We start from the raw sequence: 17,783 nt of genomic DNA, 5'->3' as shown, positions 1-17,783 counted from the left end.
GCGCGGGCCTGGACAGGCAGCAGACCGGGACCGCGCCGCCGGATGGCCTGGCGACAGGCCGCAAGCCTGGTTGGCGCCTGTGTCAGGCCGCCTGCGCAAGAATCCAGCGCAATGTTTTTTCCATGTCGCCGAACGGGAAAAAATGCAGCCGTACGACGCCGTGTCGGGCTGGCTCCAGCCCAGTCTGCAAGTCTTGCAGCAGCATGCCCGGGCCGGCCGTATCGAAGAGACGGCCCAGCGAGACGCCGTACTTGCGCAGAATACCAGCAGAAGCCCCCACGCCACAGGCGGCAGCGTAACGCAGCAGCTTGTGCACGCCCACCGGCCCTGCCACGCCGATCCGCACCGGTACCTCTATGCCTTCTTGCCGCAGGCGCTCCAGCCAGTTCAGGATGGGCGCGGCCTCGAAGCCGAATTGCGTGATGATTTCGCAGTCATGGCCCTGTAGCGCCAGTGCGCGATGCTTTGCGTGCAGGGCGCGCCATAGGACGTCGGCGGGGATGGCGGGATGGCCGTCCGGGTAGCCGCTGATACTGACATGGCGGATATCGTATTCGGCCAGCAGGCCGCTTTGGATCAGTGCCAGGGCATCTTCATAGGGCCCCGCCGGGCGCGGCGGATCTCCGGCAATGACGAAGGCGTGCCGGGCCGGTGCCTGCTCGCGCAGCCGGGCCAGATAGGTGCGCAGCTCGGTATCCGAGCGAATCCGGCGCGCCGCCAGGTGCGGCACGGGAATCAGGCCCTGCGCATGCACCAGGGACGCGGCACGCAGCCTGTCGGCATCCTGTTCATTGGGCAGGAAGGTGATGTTGACCCTGGTGCCGGGCGTTGCCAGCGTCCGGATGTCTGCCAGGGAGCGGATTTCCCTGGCAGTCATTTCCAGGGAATAGTCCTGCAGAAGCGGTTGTGCCGGCTGCGCGGCAAGCGAGGAAGAACAGGTGTGCTGCGTCATGAAAGGGGCGCCGGAAGCGCTGAAACAATCTGTCAAGATACTTCGAGGTAATAAAGGATAAGCTGGAGATAGTGTCAGATTTTGAAATAAGACGTCACGGATGGTTTTGTTGCTTATCACCGGTGTTGCCGTTGGCGTCATGGATACCGGGTACCTCGCGCAGCGTTTGGTGCCTGCATGGTATCGCGCATGAGCGCGCCACGCCCGCCGGCTGACGCCGCCATCTGCAATGCAAGGCCTGAATAGACAAGGAGTTGGGCTGATGTATTTGTCGCATGCGTTCAATGGGCGTGGATTCTCCTCGAGGCTGGGGGGACGCCAGGCATCCCATTCCCGATCGTGTCGATGCGGGTGCGTCAGTGCCGTGGCGCACTGGGCCTACCGGCGCATGGCAGCCGACCTCACGCAGCGGGCGTCCTCGGGCGGCCCTGCCGCCAGCGCAGCGCCTTTTCTCAGCTTCCGTGCGGATAGCGCTTTCTCCGATAGCCCCAGGTTGAGCCAGCGGCCGATAGTGCTGACCAAGCTGCGCCTGTTCGACGGCATCAGCGCCACCTTGCAGGACGGCGTGAACATCCGCATTGCAGGGGACCGGGTTCAGGCCATTGTCCCGGCCGGCGAGACCCTGGGCGACGATGTCGAGATCATAGACTGCGGCGGGCGTGTCGTGATGCCCGGCTTGATCGACGCGCACTGGCATTCCACCCTGTGCGGAGTATCGCAGATGGAAGCCATGATGGCCGACGTGGCCTATCTGCATCTGGTCGCGGCGCGTGAAGCCCAGAATACGCTGATGCGCGGCTTCACGACGGTACGCGACGCCGGCGGGCCCAGCTTCGCGCTTAAGCGCGCCATCGACGAAGGCGTGGTGTTCGGGCCGCGCATTTTCCCGTCTGGCGCCATGATTTCCCAGACTTCCGGCCATGGCGACTTTCGCATGCGCTACGACATCACGGAAAATGCAGGGCTGCCCAGCCATGGCGAACGCGCCGGCATGTCCGTGCTGGCCGATGGCGCGGATGCCGTGCTGCGTCGTGCGCGCGAGCAGTTGATGCTGGGCGCGACGCAGCTCAAGATGATGGCGGGCGGCGGCGTGACCTCGGTGTACGACCCCCTGGAAAGCCTGCAGTTCACCGAAGCGGAATTGCGCGCCGGCGTGGCGGCCGCCCGGGATTGGGGCACCTATGTCATGGTGCACGTCTATACCGCAGCGGGTATAGAGCGCGCCATCCAGGCTGGGGTCCGTTCCATCGAGCACGGTCAGTTGACCGATGAAAAGACCGCCAGGCTGATGGCCGATAACGGCGTCTGGTGGAGCCTGCAGCCTTTCCTGGGCGACGAGGACGCCAATCCGCATGCGGACCCCCGCAGCCATGCCAAGCAGGTAATGGTGGCGCAGGGCACGGTACGCGCCTATGAATTCGCCCAGCACCTGAAGGTCAACACCGCGTGGGGCACCGACATCCTGTTCTCACCCTCGACCTTGCCTCGCCATGGCCACATGCTGGCCAAGATGACGCGCTTCTATGCGCCGCTCGAGGCCTTGCGCATCGCCACCGGGCAGAACGGCGAACTGATCGGCCTGTCCGGCGACCGCAATAGCTACCCGGGCAGAGTCGGTGTCCTGGCCCAGGACGCCATGGCGGATCTGCTGGTTGTCGATGGCGACCCTGCCACCAGCCTGGACTTCCTGACGCAGCCGGAACAATCGCTCAGGCTGATCATGAAGGACGGAAAAATTTACAAAAGTTCCCTGTAAGTCCGTTGTTTCACCTGGCCCGGAGGGAGGTTGCAGGGTGCGTAGCCCTGCGCTCGGGCTGTTTCAGTAGTCCGCTGACCGTTGTCGCAGTACCCGGCGCCAGATGCCGGGGGATGTTCGGCGATAAGTGTTTTCAATCTATTTTGCTGAGAGGTTGCTATGCCTTTGCATGACAAGAATGCGGTGCGCGAAACGCTGTTGGATGATGTGTATGCATCCACGGATCTTTCGGTGTCCATGCCGAAGTACAAGTTTCCCGCGAAGGAACATGCCCCCCGGCACGCCTATCAGGTGGTGCATGACGAGCTGATGATGGATGGCAACTCGCGCCAGAACCTGGCGACGTTCTGCCAGACCTGGGTAGACGAGGAAATCCACAAGCTGATGGACGAGTCGATCGACAAGAATATGATCGACAAGGATGAATACCCGCAAACGGCGGAGATCGAGGCACGTTGCGTGCACATGATCGCCGATCTATGGAATTCCCCCGATGCCGCCAATACCATGGGCTGCTCGACGACCGGTTCTTCCGAAGCGGCGATGCTGGGCGGCCTGGCGCTGAAATGGGCCTGGCGCAAGAAACGCCTGGCGGCTGGCAAATCGACGGACAAGCCGAACCTGATTTGCGGGCCGGTGCAGATTTGCTGGCACAAGTTCGCGCGCTACTTCGATGTCGAGCTGCGCGAGATCCCGATGGAAAACGGCCGCCTCATCATGTCGCCCGAGGAAGTCCTCAAGCGCGTCGATGAAAACACCATCGGCGTAGTGCCCACGCTGGGCGTAACCTTCACCTGCGACTACGAGCCGGTCAAGGCCGTGCATGACGCGCTCGACAAGCTGCAGAAGGATACCGGCCTGGATATCCCCATCCACGTCGACGGTGCCAGCGGCGGCTTCCTGGCACCGTTCTGCGCACCCGACCTGGAATGGGACTTCCGCCTGCCGCGCGTCGTTTCCATCAATACTTCCGGCCACAAGTTCGGTCTGGCACCGCTGGGCGTGGGCTGGGTCGTGTGGCGCGATGCCGCGCACCTGCCCGAGGAACTGATTTTCAACGTGAACTACCTGGGCGGCAACATGCCCACCTTTGCGCTGAACTTCTCACGTCCCGGCGGCCAGATCGTGGCGCAGTACTACAACTTCCTGCGCCTGGGCCGTGAAGGCTACACCAAGGTGCAGAGCGCCTGCTACGACACGGCGCAGTACCTGGCGGCCGAAATCGGCAAGATGGGCCCGTTCGAAATCATTTTCGACGGCAACCCGCAAAACGGTATTCCGGCCCTGTGCTGGAAATTGAAGGAAGGCCAGCAGAATCTCGGCTATAACCTTTATGATCTGGCCGACCGCCTGCGTTCCCGTGGTTGGCAGGTGCCGGCATATTCCATGCCTGCCAACCGTGAAGACCTCGTGGTGCAGCGTATCCTGGTCCGCCATGGCGTGAGCCGTGACTTGGCCGCGTTGCTGCTTGAGGATTTCCGCCGCTGCCTGGATTACTTCGCCAAGCATCCGGTCTCGGTACCGGGCGAGCAGGACGACTCCGGCGGCTTCCACCACTAAAGTCTGCCTCCGTCCTGCTTTTGATGTGCATCACCCTGGCCTGCATCCGCAGGCCAGGGTGATGCCGTTTTACTCGAAGGACACAAAAGGAATCATGAACATGATGCTGTGGACATGGATTGCGGATACTTTGCGGTCTTACCCGGAACTGGCCATCTTCCTGGCGCTGGCGCTGGGTTTCTGGATAGGCTCATGGAAACTGGGAGGATTCAGCCTGGGGGCGGTTACCGGGACCTTGCTGGCCGGGGTAGTGATCGGCCAGTTGGGGATAGATATATCGCCGCAGATCAAGTCCATTTTCTTCATCATGTTCCTGTTTGCCGTCGGCTTCGGGGTCGGCCCGCAGTTTGTGCGCGGGGTGGCCAGCGATGGTTTGCCGCAGGCGGTGTTTGCCGTGGTGATTTCCTGCCTGTGCCTGCTGTCGGTGTATGTGGCATCGCTGCTGGCGGGCTATGGCCCCGGCCTGGCCACAGGGCTGCTGGCCGGTTCGCAGACCATCTCCGCATCCATCGGGCTGGCAACGGATGCGCTCAACCGGATGGGGGAATCGGCGGCGGTGATACAGGCCGAACTGGACCAGATCCCGGTCGCCTATGCGGTGACCTACCTGTTCGGGACGGTCGGCACCGGCTGGATCATTGCGTTCCTGGGCCCCAAGCTGCTGGGCATCAATATCCAGGCCGAGTGCCAGCGCTATGAAAAAGAAATGGCCGTGGGCGAGCCCGACGAAGGGATAGAGTCGGCCTGGCACCAGTTCGCCATGCGCGCCTTCCGCCTGCACCAGGCCGGCATCATCGCCGGGAAGACCGTCGGTGTTGCACAGGGTGAATACGGTTCGGCCGAGCGGTTGGTGCTGGAGCGCCTGCAGCGCAATGGCAAAACCATAGATTTCGACGACAACACGATGCTGGAAGTGGGCGATGTCCTGGTGGTATCCGGCCCGCATGAGGCGTTGATCGCCTGGTCCAACCATGCGGAAGAAGTGGCGGATAAAGACCTGCTGAACATTCCCATGGAGCGTGTGGATGTCATCGTCACGCAAAAGAACGTCGACGGGCGCACGCTGATCGAGCTTTCCAAGGAACGCTTTGCACGTGGTGTCTACGTGCACCGTATCCGCCGGGGCTCCATGGGAGTGGATATTCCGGTGCAGGCCCAGACCAAGCTGCAACGTGGCGATATCGTCACCATCAGCGGCGGCAAGAAGCATGTGCAGGCCGTGGCTGTGGCAGTCGGTTATGCGGATCGTCCCACCAGCGTTACGGATATGGTGCTGCTGGGTTCCGGTATCGTGCTGGGCGGCCTGATCGGGGCGATCGTGATCCCGGTGGGCGGTGTGCCCATCACGCTGTCTACCTCCGGCGGTGCGCTGATCTCAGGCCTGATCTTCGGCTGGCTGCGCAGCTTTACTCCCAAGCTGGGCAGCGTGCCCAGCGCGACGGTCTGGTTCATGAATTCCGTCGGCCTGAACGTTTTCATTGCCGTGGTTGGTATCTCCGCAGGCCCGACTTTCATTGCCGGCCTGCAGCAGATCGGCGTGGAAATGTTCCTGTGGGGCCTCTTCGCCACCGGGGTGCCCATGATTCTGGCGCCCTTGATCGGCAAGTACATCTTCCGTTTCGATCCGGCCATCAATCTGGGTTGCTGCGGCGGTGCCCGAACCAGTACGGCGTCGGTGGCCATGGTGGCCGAAGTGGCCAAGAGCAATGTGCCGATGCTGGGCTATACCGTGCCCTATGCGGTCAGCAATACCCTGCTGACCTTGTGGGGCATGGTCATCGTCCTGCTGATCGGTATCTGAGGGTAGCGCGCTATTTCAGTCGCGCTACCCAGTCTGTGGCCGCCAGGGATGGCTGCCACAGACTGGACAAACGGGGCAGCCGGGCTGCGGGTTCAGCCTGCGGCATGTGCGGCAATGACTGCCAGCACACCGTCGATGACGAATTGCACGCCCATGCAGACCATCAGGAAGCCCATGATGCGAGAGATGGCATCCACGCCGCTGCCGCCGATCAGCGTAAAGAGCTTGCTGGAAAAACGCAGGCAAAGCCAGAACAGCAGGCCGATCAGCAGGGCCACGACGATAGGCGCCGTGTGAATGGCCCAGGCGGGGTATTCGGTGCTGCCATGGATGCGCGCCGCCAGGCTGATGACCACGGCGATGGCGCCGGGGCCGGCAGTGCCGGGCATGGCCAGCGGGACGAAGGCAATGCTGGGCTGGTTGGCCTGGCGCTGTTCTTCCCGCGTCTTGTCGGCTTCAGGGATATCCGTCACGGAACTGGACGGGAACAGCATCGTGAAGCCCAGGAAGGTGATGATGAGGCCGCCCGCGATGCGCATGCCCGGCACGGAAATGCCGAAGGAATGCATGATCAGCGAGCCCGCATAGTAGGAAACGCCCAGGATGGCGATGACGTAGATCGTGGCGCGCCGGATCTCACGCATGCGGTCCTGGTAGGACAGGCGTTTGCCCAGTGCCAGCAACAGGGACATCGACGTCAGTGGGTTGGCGATCGGCAGCAATAGCACGAGCCCGAGGCTGACGAGTTGAAAAAAATCGCGAATTTCGCTCATGGGGAGAGGCTCCTTGTTCCCGGGTGAAAAAGCGTCACCGGCCCCGCTTGGGGCCGGTGACTACGCCAGTGGCCAGTGTGCCGGCCCGCCATGGCGGGCGGCCCAGGCCAGGCTAGGGCGTTGTGCTGGTGTGGCTGGCGGCATTCGGCGCGGCTGCTGGCAGGCGAGCCTCGGGGACGGCGTAGGGCGGCTGCAGGCGAATTTCCGCGCTGTTGAGCTGTCCCAGCGCGAATGCCAGCGAGGCGGCGGCAATCTGCGCTGCGGCTTGCGCATCGGCACGCGCGCTGCGCGCGATCAGCAGCCCATTGGCGGCTTCAGTGGCCGCAGTGACGGTACCCATGCCGACCTTGTACGCTTCCAGCGTGGCGTGATAGGTGATGCCGGCGGTCTCTACCAGGGTCGCTGCGGCTTCATGGGACTGCAATGCCGTGTCCAGTGCATTGGCAGCCAGGGCGATTTCCTTCATGGAAGTATTGCGCAGCTTTTCCAGGGCGGCCTGGGCGGCCTGTACGCCATCATGGGCCTGGCGCAGGCGCGAGCTGCGCATGCCGCCGTCGTACAGTGGGATGGATACCCCCACCAGCACGCCGCGCGTGGGGCCCTGGCGGCTGAGTGCAGGCAGGTTGCCGATGTCCAGGTCGCCATGTCCGTTGGCATAGGCAGCCGCCAGGAATACCTTGGGCATGAATGCTGCTCGCGCGCCGTCGACGGCGCTTTCGGCCGCCTTCAGCGAGGCGATGCTGGCCATGATGTCCGGCCGGTTTGCCAGGGCGCGGCGCAGGACGGCGCCATCGGGCAGTTCCTGGGGGGCGGGCAGCGCAAGCCTGACGCTGTCACTGACTTGCAGCGGGGTATCGGGTTCGAGGTTCAGCACGCTCATCAGCGCTTGCCGGGCATTGCGCACGGCGCCGCCGGTGCTGACGACGGCCAGTCGTGCCTGGGCAACCTGCTGGCGCGCCTGGGCTTCTTCGACTGACGTGGCCAACCCCGCCTTGCGCTTGGCCTGTACGGCTTTTTCAACGGCCAGGCTGTTGTCCAGCGATTCGCGGGCGATGGCGTTGCGTTCCTGGGCGGTACCGTACTGGTAGTACGCGCTCATGGTTTCGAAAATGATGGCCTGGTGCACGCTGTTGAACAGGAAGTTGCTGCCGGTGGCCAGGTTGCGTGCCGCGTCACGCGCCGCACTGCGTTCACCGAAGTCGAAAAGCAGCCATTCCAGAGCAACCAGCGGTACGACGCCGTGGGCGCTGGTGTCCAGGTGGAAGGTCTGGTTGAGGATGTCCGGTAGGCGCTGGCGCGTCGATTGATAGCCGCCCACGACATAGGCGGTAATCATGGGCAGGAATGTGGCATCGGCCATGCCGATGGCATTGGCAGCCTGCCTCGCCTGGTTCCAGGCCAGGCGCGTGGCGGGGTTGTTGCGCTGGGCGAGATCGACTAATTCCGGCAGGTCGTAGATATGCGCGGGGTCGGGCAGGATGCGTGCCGGCAGTGTGCCGGCAGTGCTGTTGCCAGCCTGTTCTGCCGGCGTGTCCGGAACGGCAGGAAGTGGGCCTTGCTCGGCCAGTTCACGCCAGGCGGGATCGGGCTGCGGCATGGTCCAGGCCTGATCGGCGCTGGGTGGGGCATGGTCGGATGTATTGGCGCAGGCGCCCAGCAGCGCGGCGCTGGCCAGCAGGGCCAGCCGCAAGCGGCGGCGAGGGGATGCGGGCGCATGGTTAGCGGCCATTGATCAAGGTCTCCAATCTTTGCACGTTGCCATCCAGGGTGCGGGCGGCAGGTTGCGCGCCGGGTTGGTTCGGTGCCGGACCTGGACGCTGCGCTGCGATAACGGCAGCCTGTTGCGACAGCGCTTCCAGGCGCTGGGCCAGCGCGGGGTCGGCGCTGGGTTGCAGCAGCATGTCCAGGCAGGCGTCCCGCATGGCTTGCGAAGTTCTGGCCAGCCGGCGGACTTCCGCGCCGGACAGGCGCATCGTGCGCGGTTCGTAGCCGGCCAGTTCCAGCGAATAACGGGTGTCGGCCACTTTGCTGGCCATGCTGGCGGCTTCGGCCAGCATGGCACTGTGTTCCTGTTCCTGCGGTTGGCCCGGGCGTGGCATGCGCGCCATGCGTGCCAGCCCGCCCAACGCCCGGCTGGTGTTGTCCCAGACCCGTTGCGCGACGCTGACGGGCCAGAACTGAGTGAACATGAAATACACCACGAAGTTACCCAGCAGTACCCCGATGATGCGGTCCAGCGCGGCGCTCATGTCGGTGCTGGGGCCATAGCCGCTCAGTACCGTCAGCAGGAAGGCCAGCGCGATCTGCACGCCGGCGTAGGACACCCGGTCGCTGCCCACGGCCACCCAGGCGGCGATGAAAGTGCCGGCGAAGACCAGTAGCATCAATGCACCGATGGACGTCATGTGCGGGATCAGGAACAGGATGGAGGCGACCCCCAGCGCCGCCCCGATCAGACAGCCGGTGATACGCAGGATGAGCTTGTGCGTGGTTTCGGCCACAGACCCCAGCGCGATCACGTAGCAGGTGATCATCGCGGTATGGATGCCCTGCCAATCCAGTGCGGTATAGGTGAGGTAGCAGGTGATGGCTGCTGCTGTGGTCTTGATAGCGTAGCGTATGTGTTCCGGATTGCTGAAGGCATCCGGCCGCATGAACGACTCGGCAGGTGCGGTGGCCTGCGGGTGGTCGGGCGTACCCACCATGGCCAACAGCGCCTGCCAGCCTTGAACCAGGGGCGGCGGGGCGTCGGCAGGCAGTGTTTCCTCAGGCGCTGGCACGGCTGTGCCAGCGGCCAGGGCTCGCGCTGCGGCGCGTGCCTGCCGGGCCACGACGGCGCGTGCTTGCGGGTGGCCGTCAGGGTCTTGCGCCAGCATCAGGAAGGCCAGCCGGTAGCTGTCCTGCAGCGCCACGCCCAGGCGGCGAGCTTCATCGCGCCGTGCCAGGGCGAACAGCCGGGTGATGCCCCAGCGCTTCATGTGGTCTTCCTGGCCTTCCCATATCTGGTCGCGCAGGCGGGCGCGGTTTTCAGGGCTGGCCTGCTCCAGCCAGTCGGCAATGATTTCCAGCCGCTCGGCGACGGTCTGGCGCAGCAGGGGAACGGGCTTGCGGCCGATGGTAAAGGACACCAGCGCGATCCACAGCATGGGCATGACGCCCATGAGCCAGGCGAACAGGATGCCACGCGTGGCCAGTTCGCCGAAGGGCACGTCGCTGAGCAGCGTCAGCCCGAAGGCGAGGATCAGCGCAATGATGCCGCCCAGCGCACCCAGCTTGCTGGCCGAGGCGAAGAACAGGAAGACCAGCGACGTGACCGCAATGGCCAGAATGCGCAGGGGCGGTACCTGGATGGTCCAGCGCGTCAACAGGAATAGCAGAAGGATGACGCCCACGGTCAGGAAGCACATGGACAAGGCCAGCAGCAGGCTTTCCGCAGCATCCGGCTTCATGACGAAGAACACCAGATAGCAGCTGATGGCGGCTTCCGGGATGCCGTATACCATAGACATCATGCAGGTCAGCGCGCAGACCAGCGCCATGCGCCAGGTTTGCGCCAGGCGGCCGGGGAAGGGCGCCAGGTCGTCCTTTAGCTGCCGCCAGAAACGCTGTCGCGAGAGCTCAGCACTGTTTGCCATGGTTGACGATGACGGAAGCGGAAGCGCCGACGCGCATCAAGTCTTCAGGTGGGGAGTCCAGCAGGATACGTACCGGGAACCGCTGGCCCACGCGGACCCAGTTCAGGGCCTTGGGTACGTAGGGCAGGTTGCGCGGCAGATTGATGAGGTCTTCGGAGATCACGCCCCAGCCGATGGACTCCACCACGCCGTGCAAGGGCCGCGAGCGGTCTGCGGCGACATAGACCGTGGCGCAGTCGCCAGGCTTGATGGCGTCCAGTTCGGTTTCCAGAAATGTGGCCGATGCATACCAGTGGGTGGAATCTATCAGCGAGAAAGCGGATTGTGCCGGCAGCAGGTAATCGCCCTGGGCGATGCTCAGCCCGGCCACCCAGCCGTCATTGGGTGCATAGACTTCGGTGTCGCGCAGCTGGCGTTCGGCCATGGCCAGTGCCGCACGGCTCTGCACGATCAGCGCAGTGGCTGCATCGTTGTTGCCTACTAGCGCTTCGGCTGCCGCCTGTTGCGCCAGGGCTTCCCTCAGGCTGGTTTCCGCGTTGCGCTTGAGCGTGCTGGCATCATCGACCTGCTGCGCCGTGACGTAGCCCTGCGGCAGCAGGGATTGCAGGCGCTTGAGGGTCTGCGTGGTTTGCGCCAGGTTGATGCGGGCACGCTGTACCTGTTCCGCGGCGATGACGGCATTGGACTGCTCGGCCGAGGTGGCGCGGTTGCGGGTATCCATGCCGGCTTCGGCGACTTGCACCGCAGCGCGCGCCTGCTCGACTTGCAGGCGGTAGATCTCCGGGTCGAGCGCGAACAGCAGCTCGCCTTTTTCCACCTTGCCGTTTTCCTTGACGTTGAGTTGCACCACCCGGCCCGGGACCGACGGCGCGATACGCGCGATCTCGGCCGTGATCACCGCATCTTCGGACAGTGGTTGCGCGGCCAGGCGCTGGAAATAGGCCCAGCCGGTAACGCCTGCCAGTACCAGGAAAGCGATGGTAACGAGTACCGCGGGCAAGCGCCGCGTGGCGGGAGCAGGTTTGGCGTTCGACATGTCAGCGGGAGAAAACCAGGAGGGAGGAAATGAACATGACGGCCAGCGCAAAAGCCAGGTAGGTCAGGAAGCGCAATGGCAGGTGCTCGTCTATGCCCATGCGGATCAGGCCGAAACGCAGGACCACGGCGGACAGGCAGCCGAAGGTCGCGCAGGCGATCCAGGAGGGAAAGTAAGACTCGAAGAGGACGATGTAGGGAGCCTGCTGTCCGCCGCATCCAGTCAGCAGGAGGCAGGCCAGGACAGCCAGCCGGGAAAAGGAAACAGCCATGAGCGCCTTGCGTCAGGAGTCGGGTTCATACGGGAAGGACAGTGCCCGCGGGCGGTGCCGTCGTGCTGTGAAACTGGCCGCACAGCGTGAGTTGCGCCAGCATTCAGATTATCCTGAAATTTATACTACAGTTCTCCTATCAAGGGCTTGTTTGGCTAGGTAAGAGATTGACATTTCTCAGCACTGCGCAAGGTCTCGGGCCGCCTGGCCGGACGTTTCGGTGCTGCGTGTTCCAGGGGTGGGCGGCATGATGCCGGATGCCCGTTTTTTCGCCGACCGGTCCGTATCTCTATGTCCGTATCCTATTCCCAGCTCAAGGCCTTCCATGCGGTGGCGATCCATGGGGGATTCAGCCGCGCGGCCGAGAAGCTTTGCCTGTCCCAGCCCGCCATTTCTGACCAGGTGCGCAGGCTGGAGGCGCATTTTGAGGTTGCCCTGTTCCATCGCAACCGCCGCCAGGTGCAACTGACCGAGCCGGGGCGGGAGCTGCTGGCGATTACCCAGCGCATGTTCGCCGCCGAAGCCGAGGCCGATGAACTGCTGGCCAGCCATGGCGCACTGCAGCGCGGCAGCCTGGCGCTGAGCGTGGATTCGGCTGTGCATCTGCTGCCGGCGCTGGCGCATTTCAGCCGCACCTACCCGGGCGTCCGGCTCAAACTGGCGGCGGGCAACTCCAGGCAGTCGCTGGCGCGCCTGTTCGATTACCAGGCAGACCTGGCCGTGGTTGGTTTCTGCCCGGAGGACAGCCGGCTGGCCTGCATGCAATTGGCTGAGCATCCCATCGTGGCCTTTGCCGCCGCAGGGCACCGCTGGGCGGCGCGGCAGCAGCTGTCATTGGCGGAACTGGCCGGCCTGCCGCTGATTCTGCGCGAGCAGGGTTCGCATACCCGCCAGGTGCTGGAAGAAGAAATGGAGCGGGCGGGCTTGTCGATGACCCAGGCGATCGAGGTCGAAGGCCGTGAAGCTGTCAGTGAACTGGTGGCGGCCGGTGTCGGCGTGGGCATTGTTTCGGCGGCGGAACTCGGGGGCGATACGCGGCTGTGTGCCATTGCCATCCGCGATTGCAACCGACTCATGCCCGAGTACCTGGTGACGCTGCACGAGCACGAGAATCGCCGCATCATCCGCGCCTTCTTCGAGACGGTCAGGCAGGTCCGGACGTCGGCCTGAGCGCCGGGCCGGCGCGATGACATCGCGTCAGGCGCACGCCTGTGGCATTTCCCCGGCCTGCAGGCGGCGCTCGATGTCGGCGATGACGGCGGGCAGGTCGGCGATGGTGTCTATCTGGTAATGCGGACGGGCGCTGGCGAATTCCGCACCGATACGCGCGCGTGCCGCCTGGCGTTCGGCATCGGACAGGGCCAGGTATTGCTCGTGCGTGAGACCCAGGGCATTGCCGGACAGCAGCAGCGCCACACTCCACATGCCGGCCGCGCGGCCTTCGACGATGCCAGGCGCCGTATCGTCCACCTTGACGCAGGCGGCGACATCGCTGGCGCCCAACGCCACCGCATTGGCCAGCGCCTGCGACGGGTACGGCCGGCCGCGCGGCACTTCATCAGCGGCGACGACATGGTCGGCCACATATCCGCTGGTGCGGGCGCTGTCGACGACTCGGTCCATGACCACCCTCGGGTAGCCGGAGCCGGAGCCGATCGCAATGCCGCGTGCGCGCAGGCCGGCGATGACTTCCAGCGCGCCGGGGATGAGCGCGGAATATCTGCCGACTTTCTCGATCTGCAAGGGCATGAAGCGTTCGTAGATACGAGTGACATCGTCGTCGCCGGGCTCATGGCCATGGCGTTGCTCGAAACGTGCGGCAATGGCCGACTCATCGCAGAGCGCGCGGATATGGTCCCACTTGCCGCGCCCCATCGGTCCGCGGGCTTCTTCCAGTGTCAGTGGAACGCCGAATTCCTCGAAGGCCTCGACGAACACCTGGGTAGGGGCGAAGGAACCAAAGTCGACGGTCGTGCCCGCCCAGTCGAGGATCACGCATTCGACGGTGCGGGGGGATTGGTAGTGGGCCATGTCATTTCCAGGCTGAATTGAACAATGACGCTCATCTCAGCAGATCCTTCGAGGCCAGGGAAATCGTTTTTTCCGATATCAGACATAAGCCGGGCGGCCGGGCGGATGTCGAGGTGCGGGGGGTGATCATTGATATCAATGATATTTTGCATTCATGGCGCTGCTGGGAGATGCCTGGGAAACAGCGGCCTGACACGCGGGTGTCATCAAAAATTCACGCGATTGCCATGTCCGCAGTGCCCGGTTGGCGCCGGTCGCCTGGACTTCCACGATAATGCGCGGGTAGGGGGCGGCGTCATCGGGCCGTCGGTTCATGGAGAGGAATATGACGGGATATGCATTGACCGGCCGAGGCGCTTGCGCCGCTTTGTTTGCCGTGTTGCTGGCGGGCTGCGGCGGCACCGGCGTGTCTGGCAGCGGGGCCGCCGAGCCTGCGGCCGTCAGCATGCCCAATCCGGCGGCGGTGCACTGCGAGGAGCGCGGCGGCAAGGTGACGATAGAGTCCAGGCCCGAAGGGCAGGCTGGCGTCTGTCTGCTGCCGGATGGCAGCCGCGTGGATGAGTGGGAGTTGTATCGCCGCGATTTTCCGGAAGCCGCGGAAATCGACAAGCCCTGACAGCGGCGACAACGCCGGGCCTGAGCCGGCGGGAACCGCGCGGGCAGCCGCTGCTGCCTGGCCCGGGACGGTGGCAGAACGTGATGCGAAGCCTTGCGCGAGCAAGGCTTTTTTCATGCCTGCTGCCTGGGGCTGCCGGCAGTTCCGTTCAGCCGCCCGCGCCGTCCTCCAGAGAGCAGGCCTGTGTTGCGCATCCGCTTGTTGTCGGCCGTTTTTTATTGACGACCTACCTATCGGTAGGTAGTATTCGCGTCGCAGCATTTTGCTGTGCATCAGGAGCCCATCCATGTCCGAACGGACACCCGCAGCAGACCGGATTTGTCTGGCCGCCGTGGCGCATTTTGCCGAGCGAGGCTATGACGCGGCGTCTTTGAACGACATCGCTGAATCGGTGGCGATACGCAAGGCCTCGCTGTACTCGCATTTCTCCGGCAAGGACGAGTTGTACCTGGCCGCCTTCAACGATGCCATCCATGTGGAAAGCGGGTATGTCTCGCGCTGCCTGGCGGGCGAACGTGCCAGCGAACTGCCCGGCGCGCGTTACTGCGCCGGCCTGGCGCGGCGTTACGGGCAGTCGCCGCACTTGCGCTTCCTGCTGAAGGCAGCCTACCTGCCGCCACGGCATTTGCAACAGCTCATGGACGAAAACTATGAAGGCTACCTGGGCCTGCTGCTAGACGGCTTCAGGCAGCGCCTGCAGGCCTGGGCGGGAGGGCATCCGCTGGCGCCGGAGAGCGTGCGTCTTTATGGGCAGGCTTACCTGGGCATTGTCGACAGCCTGCACGTCAAGCTGGTCTATGCCGGTGGCAGCAAGTTCAATGCCCGCTGGCAGGCCATGAAACATATTCTCGAAAATGCGCTGCGGCAGGCTGTGCCGCAGCGGCAGTAGGCGGAGTTCATCATGCGTAGTTCCAAACATGCGCCGCAGGGCGCTTCGATAGGCATGGCGCTGGTCGTCCTGCTGGCCATGCTGACGGCACTCGACGCCATGGCGATCGACATGTATCTGCCGGGTATGCCGGCGATAGGCCTGGAGTTCGACATTTCTGCCGGTGAAGTCCAGCAGACGCTGGCCATTTTCCTGATCGGCCTGGCGTTCGGGCAGGGCCTGTATGGGCCATTGCTCGATAGCTATGGCCGCCGTGTGCCGCTGCTGGCCGGGGTGCTGTTGTTCGTGCTTGGTTCTATCGTTGCGGCGCTGGCGCCATCCATTGAATGGCTGATGGCGGCACGTTTCCTGCAGGCGCTGGGCGCGGCGGCAGGCCTGGTGGCGCCGCGCGCCATTGTGGCGGATCGTTGCAACGTCAACGAGTCGGCTCGCATTTTCTCGGTGCTGATGCAGGTCATGATGCTGGCGCCTATCCTGGCCCCGGTGCTGGGCGGCTATCTGTTGCAGCATGGCGGCTGGCGCAGCATTTTCTGGGCGCTGGCCGCGCTGGGCATGATCGGGGTGCTTTGGGGCCTGCGCAGCCTGCCGGAAACGCTGCCGGCGGCGTCCCGCGCGCCTTTGCGCCTCAGGGCCATTTTCAGTGCCTATGGCCGGCAATTGGTCGCGCCGGTATTCATGGCCTATGTGCTGGCGGGCGGCTTCGTGCTGGGGGCGCTGTTCACCTACATCAGCGGCGCGCCTTTCGTTTTCACGCAGCATTACGGGCTGGACCCGCAGCAGTTCAGCTATCTGTTCGCTTCGAACGCGGTGTGTCTGGTGTTGTTCGGCGCCGCCGCCAATGCCATGCTCAAGCGCGGTGCATCCGAGCAGCGCGGCATGTATATCGGCCTGGTGCTGCACACCCTGGCGGGCGCCGGCCTGTGGCTGGCAGCCGGCAGCCTGGCATTGCCGTTGTGGGGGTACGCTGCGTTGCTGGCGCTGGCGATAGGCTCTCTGGGCCTGGTATTCGGCAACCTGACCGCGCTCACCATGGCACATGCCGGCCCGCAGGCCGGACTGGCTTCGGCGCTGATGGGCATGCTGCAATACCTGCTGTCTGCCGTGGTTGGCTATGTCGTCAGTTTTGCCGGGACGCCGCTGCTGTCCCTGCCCGCCACCGTCGCCATCTGCGGCGGGCTGGCCATCCTGTGCTGCCTGGCGGCAGAGGGCATGCGCAGCCGCGCGCGTACGGCCGCGTCGGCGGGCGGCGCATAGGGAACATCCCGTAGAGCGCCGCATGGGCCGGGCCTGTGCGGCGCCCGATGCAGTATCGTGTACGCCCGCATGCAGGCGTACAGGAGGACGGCATCATGAAATTCTCGAAGGTGACCTTGGCCAGACGGCTCAAGTTCAATCAGCTGGCAATATTCGAGAAGGTGCTCGCCTGTGGCTCGCTGCTGGCGGCCGCGCGCGAGCTGCACATGACGCAGCCCGCCATCAGCAAGGCCATCCAGGAACTGGAAGAACATTTCGGCCAGCCGCTGCTGGTGCGTTCCAGCCGAGGGGTGACACCCACCAATTTCGGCCTGATGCTCAAGGGGCACGCGCAGTCCGTCATGGCGGATTTGCGTGTTCTGGCGGATGACCTCAACGCGTGGAACGAAGGGGTATCGGGCAAGGTCATGGTGGGGTGCCTGCTGGCGGCCTCGGCGCAGCTGCTGCCGGCGGCCATCGTGCGCTTGCGCGAGATGGCGCCCAATGTCGTGGTACAGGTCAAGGTCGGGGTCAACGAGAAAATGTTCCCCGAGCTGCTGCGCGGCGAACTGGATGTGGTGGTCGGCCTGATCCCCGCGCACGAGGGCAGCGGCGAATTCACCCATGTGCCGCTTTATACCGAGAAACTCTGTGCCGTGGTGGGCCGGCAGCACTGGCTGGCGACCAGCGTCGGCGTGAAGACGGAGCAACTGGCGGGGCTGGACTGGATTCTTCCGACGTCGGATTCCGAGGCCTTTCACGCCATCGACGTTTTTTTCGAGAAGCTGGGCATGCCCAGGCCCAAACAGATCGTGGAGTCGGTCTCCATCATGACCAACCTGGGCTTGCTGGTGGAGTCCGATATGGTGGCGTTGATGCCGTTCAAGGTGGCGCGCCGTTTCGTCAACCTGGGCCTCATCACCATCCTGCCGATAGGCGTGGATATGCCGTTTGGCGAGGTAGGCTACACCCTGGCCAAGGACCGTGGCGTGACGCCAGCGGCGCAGCGCCTGTTGATGATGCTGCACGACGTGACGGTCTAGGCGCGTCGGCCGGTGCTATTCCAGATGCTTATAGCGCGGGTCGAAAATTTCATTATTCAAGTCACAACCCCTTGGATAGAGTGCCATCAGGGTCAGGTAATCCTGGTGGCGGCTGCCGTGTTTCCGGCGCAGCGCCAGGCTTTGCCCAGGCATGTTCCGGTTATCGGGCGGTTTCCAAGGAGTTCGA

16 protein-coding genes are annotated in these 17,783 nt (G+C 64.1%); 8 read left to right on the top strand and 8 right to left on the bottom strand.

The annotated features are described in order from the left end of the window. Window positions 1-82: 82 nt before the first annotated feature. Window positions 83-952 carry a methylenetetrahydrofolate reductase gene (locus tag ACEW7X_RS16655; RefSeq protein ID WP_068373288.1) on the bottom strand — a complete coding sequence of 290 codons (870 nt, stop codon included), beginning with the start codon at window positions 950-952 and terminating at the stop codon, window positions 83-85. Window positions 953-1,340: 388 nt separating this feature from the next. Between ACEW7X_RS16655 and ACEW7X_RS16650 the strand changes: the two genes are divergently transcribed. From ACEW7X_RS16650 to aspT, 3 genes are all read left to right on the top strand, one after another. Continuing rightward, window positions 1,341-2,708, top strand: a complete 1,368-nt coding sequence (locus ACEW7X_RS16650) for a metal-dependent hydrolase family protein (RefSeq protein WP_238591418.1) — start codon at window positions 1,341-1,343, stop codon at window positions 2,706-2,708. A 159-nt stretch (window positions 2,709-2,867) separates the two neighbouring features. Beyond that, a complete protein-coding gene (locus tag ACEW7X_RS16645) occupies window positions 2,868-4,268 on the top strand; it encodes a glutamate decarboxylase (RefSeq protein ID WP_130486368.1) in 1,401 nt (466 codons plus the stop codon). Window positions 4,269-4,368: 100 nt separating this feature from the next. Next, window positions 4,369-6,069 (top strand): aspartate-alanine antiporter, encoded by a 1,701-nt coding sequence (gene aspT / locus ACEW7X_RS16640; RefSeq protein ID WP_068373430.1) that lies wholly within the window; start codon window positions 4,369-4,371, stop codon window positions 6,067-6,069. A 92-nt stretch (window positions 6,070-6,161) separates the two neighbouring features. On the opposite strand, the gene ACEW7X_RS16635 is transcribed toward aspT, so the two are convergent. From ACEW7X_RS16635 to ACEW7X_RS16615, 5 genes are all read right to left on the bottom strand, one after another. Beyond that, window positions 6,162-6,842, bottom strand: coding sequence for a MarC family NAAT transporter (locus ACEW7X_RS16635; protein WP_068373282.1), 681 nt, complete (start codon window positions 6,840-6,842; stop codon window positions 6,162-6,164). Between the two features lie 112 nt (window positions 6,843-6,954). Further along, the gene (locus ACEW7X_RS16630) at window positions 6,955-8,571 is read right to left on the bottom strand and encodes a TolC family protein (RefSeq protein WP_134838946.1); all 1,617 of its coding nucleotides are present in this window, start codon (window positions 8,569-8,571) and stop codon (window positions 6,955-6,957) included. Then, window positions 8,561-10,477, bottom strand: a complete 1,917-nt coding sequence (locus ACEW7X_RS16625) for an FUSC family protein (RefSeq protein ID WP_127775437.1) — start codon at window positions 10,475-10,477, stop codon at window positions 8,561-8,563. Before ACEW7X_RS16625 ends, ACEW7X_RS16630 begins: the two co-directional genes overlap by 11 nt. Beyond that, a complete protein-coding gene (mdtN, locus tag ACEW7X_RS16620; RefSeq protein ID WP_068373274.1) occupies window positions 10,461-11,513 on the bottom strand; it encodes a multidrug transporter subunit MdtN in 1,053 nt (350 codons plus the stop codon). The genes ACEW7X_RS16625 and mdtN overlap by 17 nt, the downstream gene beginning before the upstream one ends. A 1-nt stretch (window position 11,514) precedes the next feature. Then, a complete protein-coding gene (locus tag ACEW7X_RS16615; protein WP_068373271.1) occupies window positions 11,515-11,784 on the bottom strand; it encodes a hypothetical protein in 270 nt (89 codons plus the stop codon). Between the two features lie 291 nt (window positions 11,785-12,075). On the opposite strand from ACEW7X_RS16615, the gene ACEW7X_RS16610 reads away from it, so the two are divergent. After that, window positions 12,076-12,954 carry a LysR substrate-binding domain-containing protein gene (locus ACEW7X_RS16610; RefSeq protein WP_257740173.1) on the top strand — a complete coding sequence of 293 codons (879 nt, stop codon included), beginning with the start codon at window positions 12,076-12,078 and terminating at the stop codon, window positions 12,952-12,954. Between the two features lie 27 nt (window positions 12,955-12,981). Here the strand turns inward: ACEW7X_RS16610 and phnX are convergent, their stop codons facing one another. Together phnX and ACEW7X_RS16600 are read right to left on the bottom strand one after the other, a co-directional pair. Next, window positions 12,982-13,815, bottom strand: coding sequence for a phosphonoacetaldehyde hydrolase (gene phnX, locus ACEW7X_RS16605; protein WP_068373265.1), 834 nt, complete (start codon window positions 13,813-13,815; stop codon window positions 12,982-12,984). Then, window positions 13,776-13,967 carry a hypothetical protein gene (locus ACEW7X_RS16600; protein WP_134838944.1) on the bottom strand — a complete coding sequence of 64 codons (192 nt, stop codon included), beginning with the start codon at window positions 13,965-13,967 and terminating at the stop codon, window positions 13,776-13,778. The genes phnX and ACEW7X_RS16600 overlap by 40 nt, the downstream gene beginning before the upstream one ends. 173 nt (window positions 13,968-14,140) lie before the next feature. Here ACEW7X_RS16600 and ACEW7X_RS16595 point away from each other — a divergent pair, with 173 nt between their 5' ends. From ACEW7X_RS16595 to ACEW7X_RS16580, 4 genes are all read left to right on the top strand, one after another. Continuing rightward, window positions 14,141-14,431, top strand: coding sequence for a DUF333 domain-containing protein (locus ACEW7X_RS16595; protein ID WP_130486372.1), 291 nt, complete (start codon window positions 14,141-14,143; stop codon window positions 14,429-14,431). 286 nt (window positions 14,432-14,717) lie between these two features. Further along, the gene (locus ACEW7X_RS16590) at window positions 14,718-15,320 is read left to right on the top strand and encodes a TetR/AcrR family transcriptional regulator (RefSeq protein WP_068373259.1); all 603 of its coding nucleotides are present in this window, start codon (window positions 14,718-14,720) and stop codon (window positions 15,318-15,320) included. 12 nt (window positions 15,321-15,332) lie between these two features. Continuing rightward, window positions 15,333-16,574 (top strand): multidrug effflux MFS transporter, encoded by a 1,242-nt coding sequence (locus ACEW7X_RS16585; RefSeq protein ID WP_420177443.1) that lies wholly within the window; start codon window positions 15,333-15,335, stop codon window positions 16,572-16,574. Window positions 16,575-16,669: 95 nt separating this feature from the next. Continuing rightward, entirely contained in the window at window positions 16,670-17,596 is a 927-nt protein-coding gene (locus ACEW7X_RS16580; protein WP_068373427.1) for a LysR substrate-binding domain-containing protein, read from the top strand. Window positions 17,597-17,783 lie beyond the last annotated feature (187 nt).

Origin of the sequence: Kerstersia gyiorum, assembly GCF_048595715.1 — a bacterium.
GTDB lineage: Bacteria > Pseudomonadota > Gammaproteobacteria > Burkholderiales > Burkholderiaceae_B > Kerstersia > Kerstersia gyiorum.
This window is presented reverse-complemented; position numbering and strand designations above follow the sequence as displayed.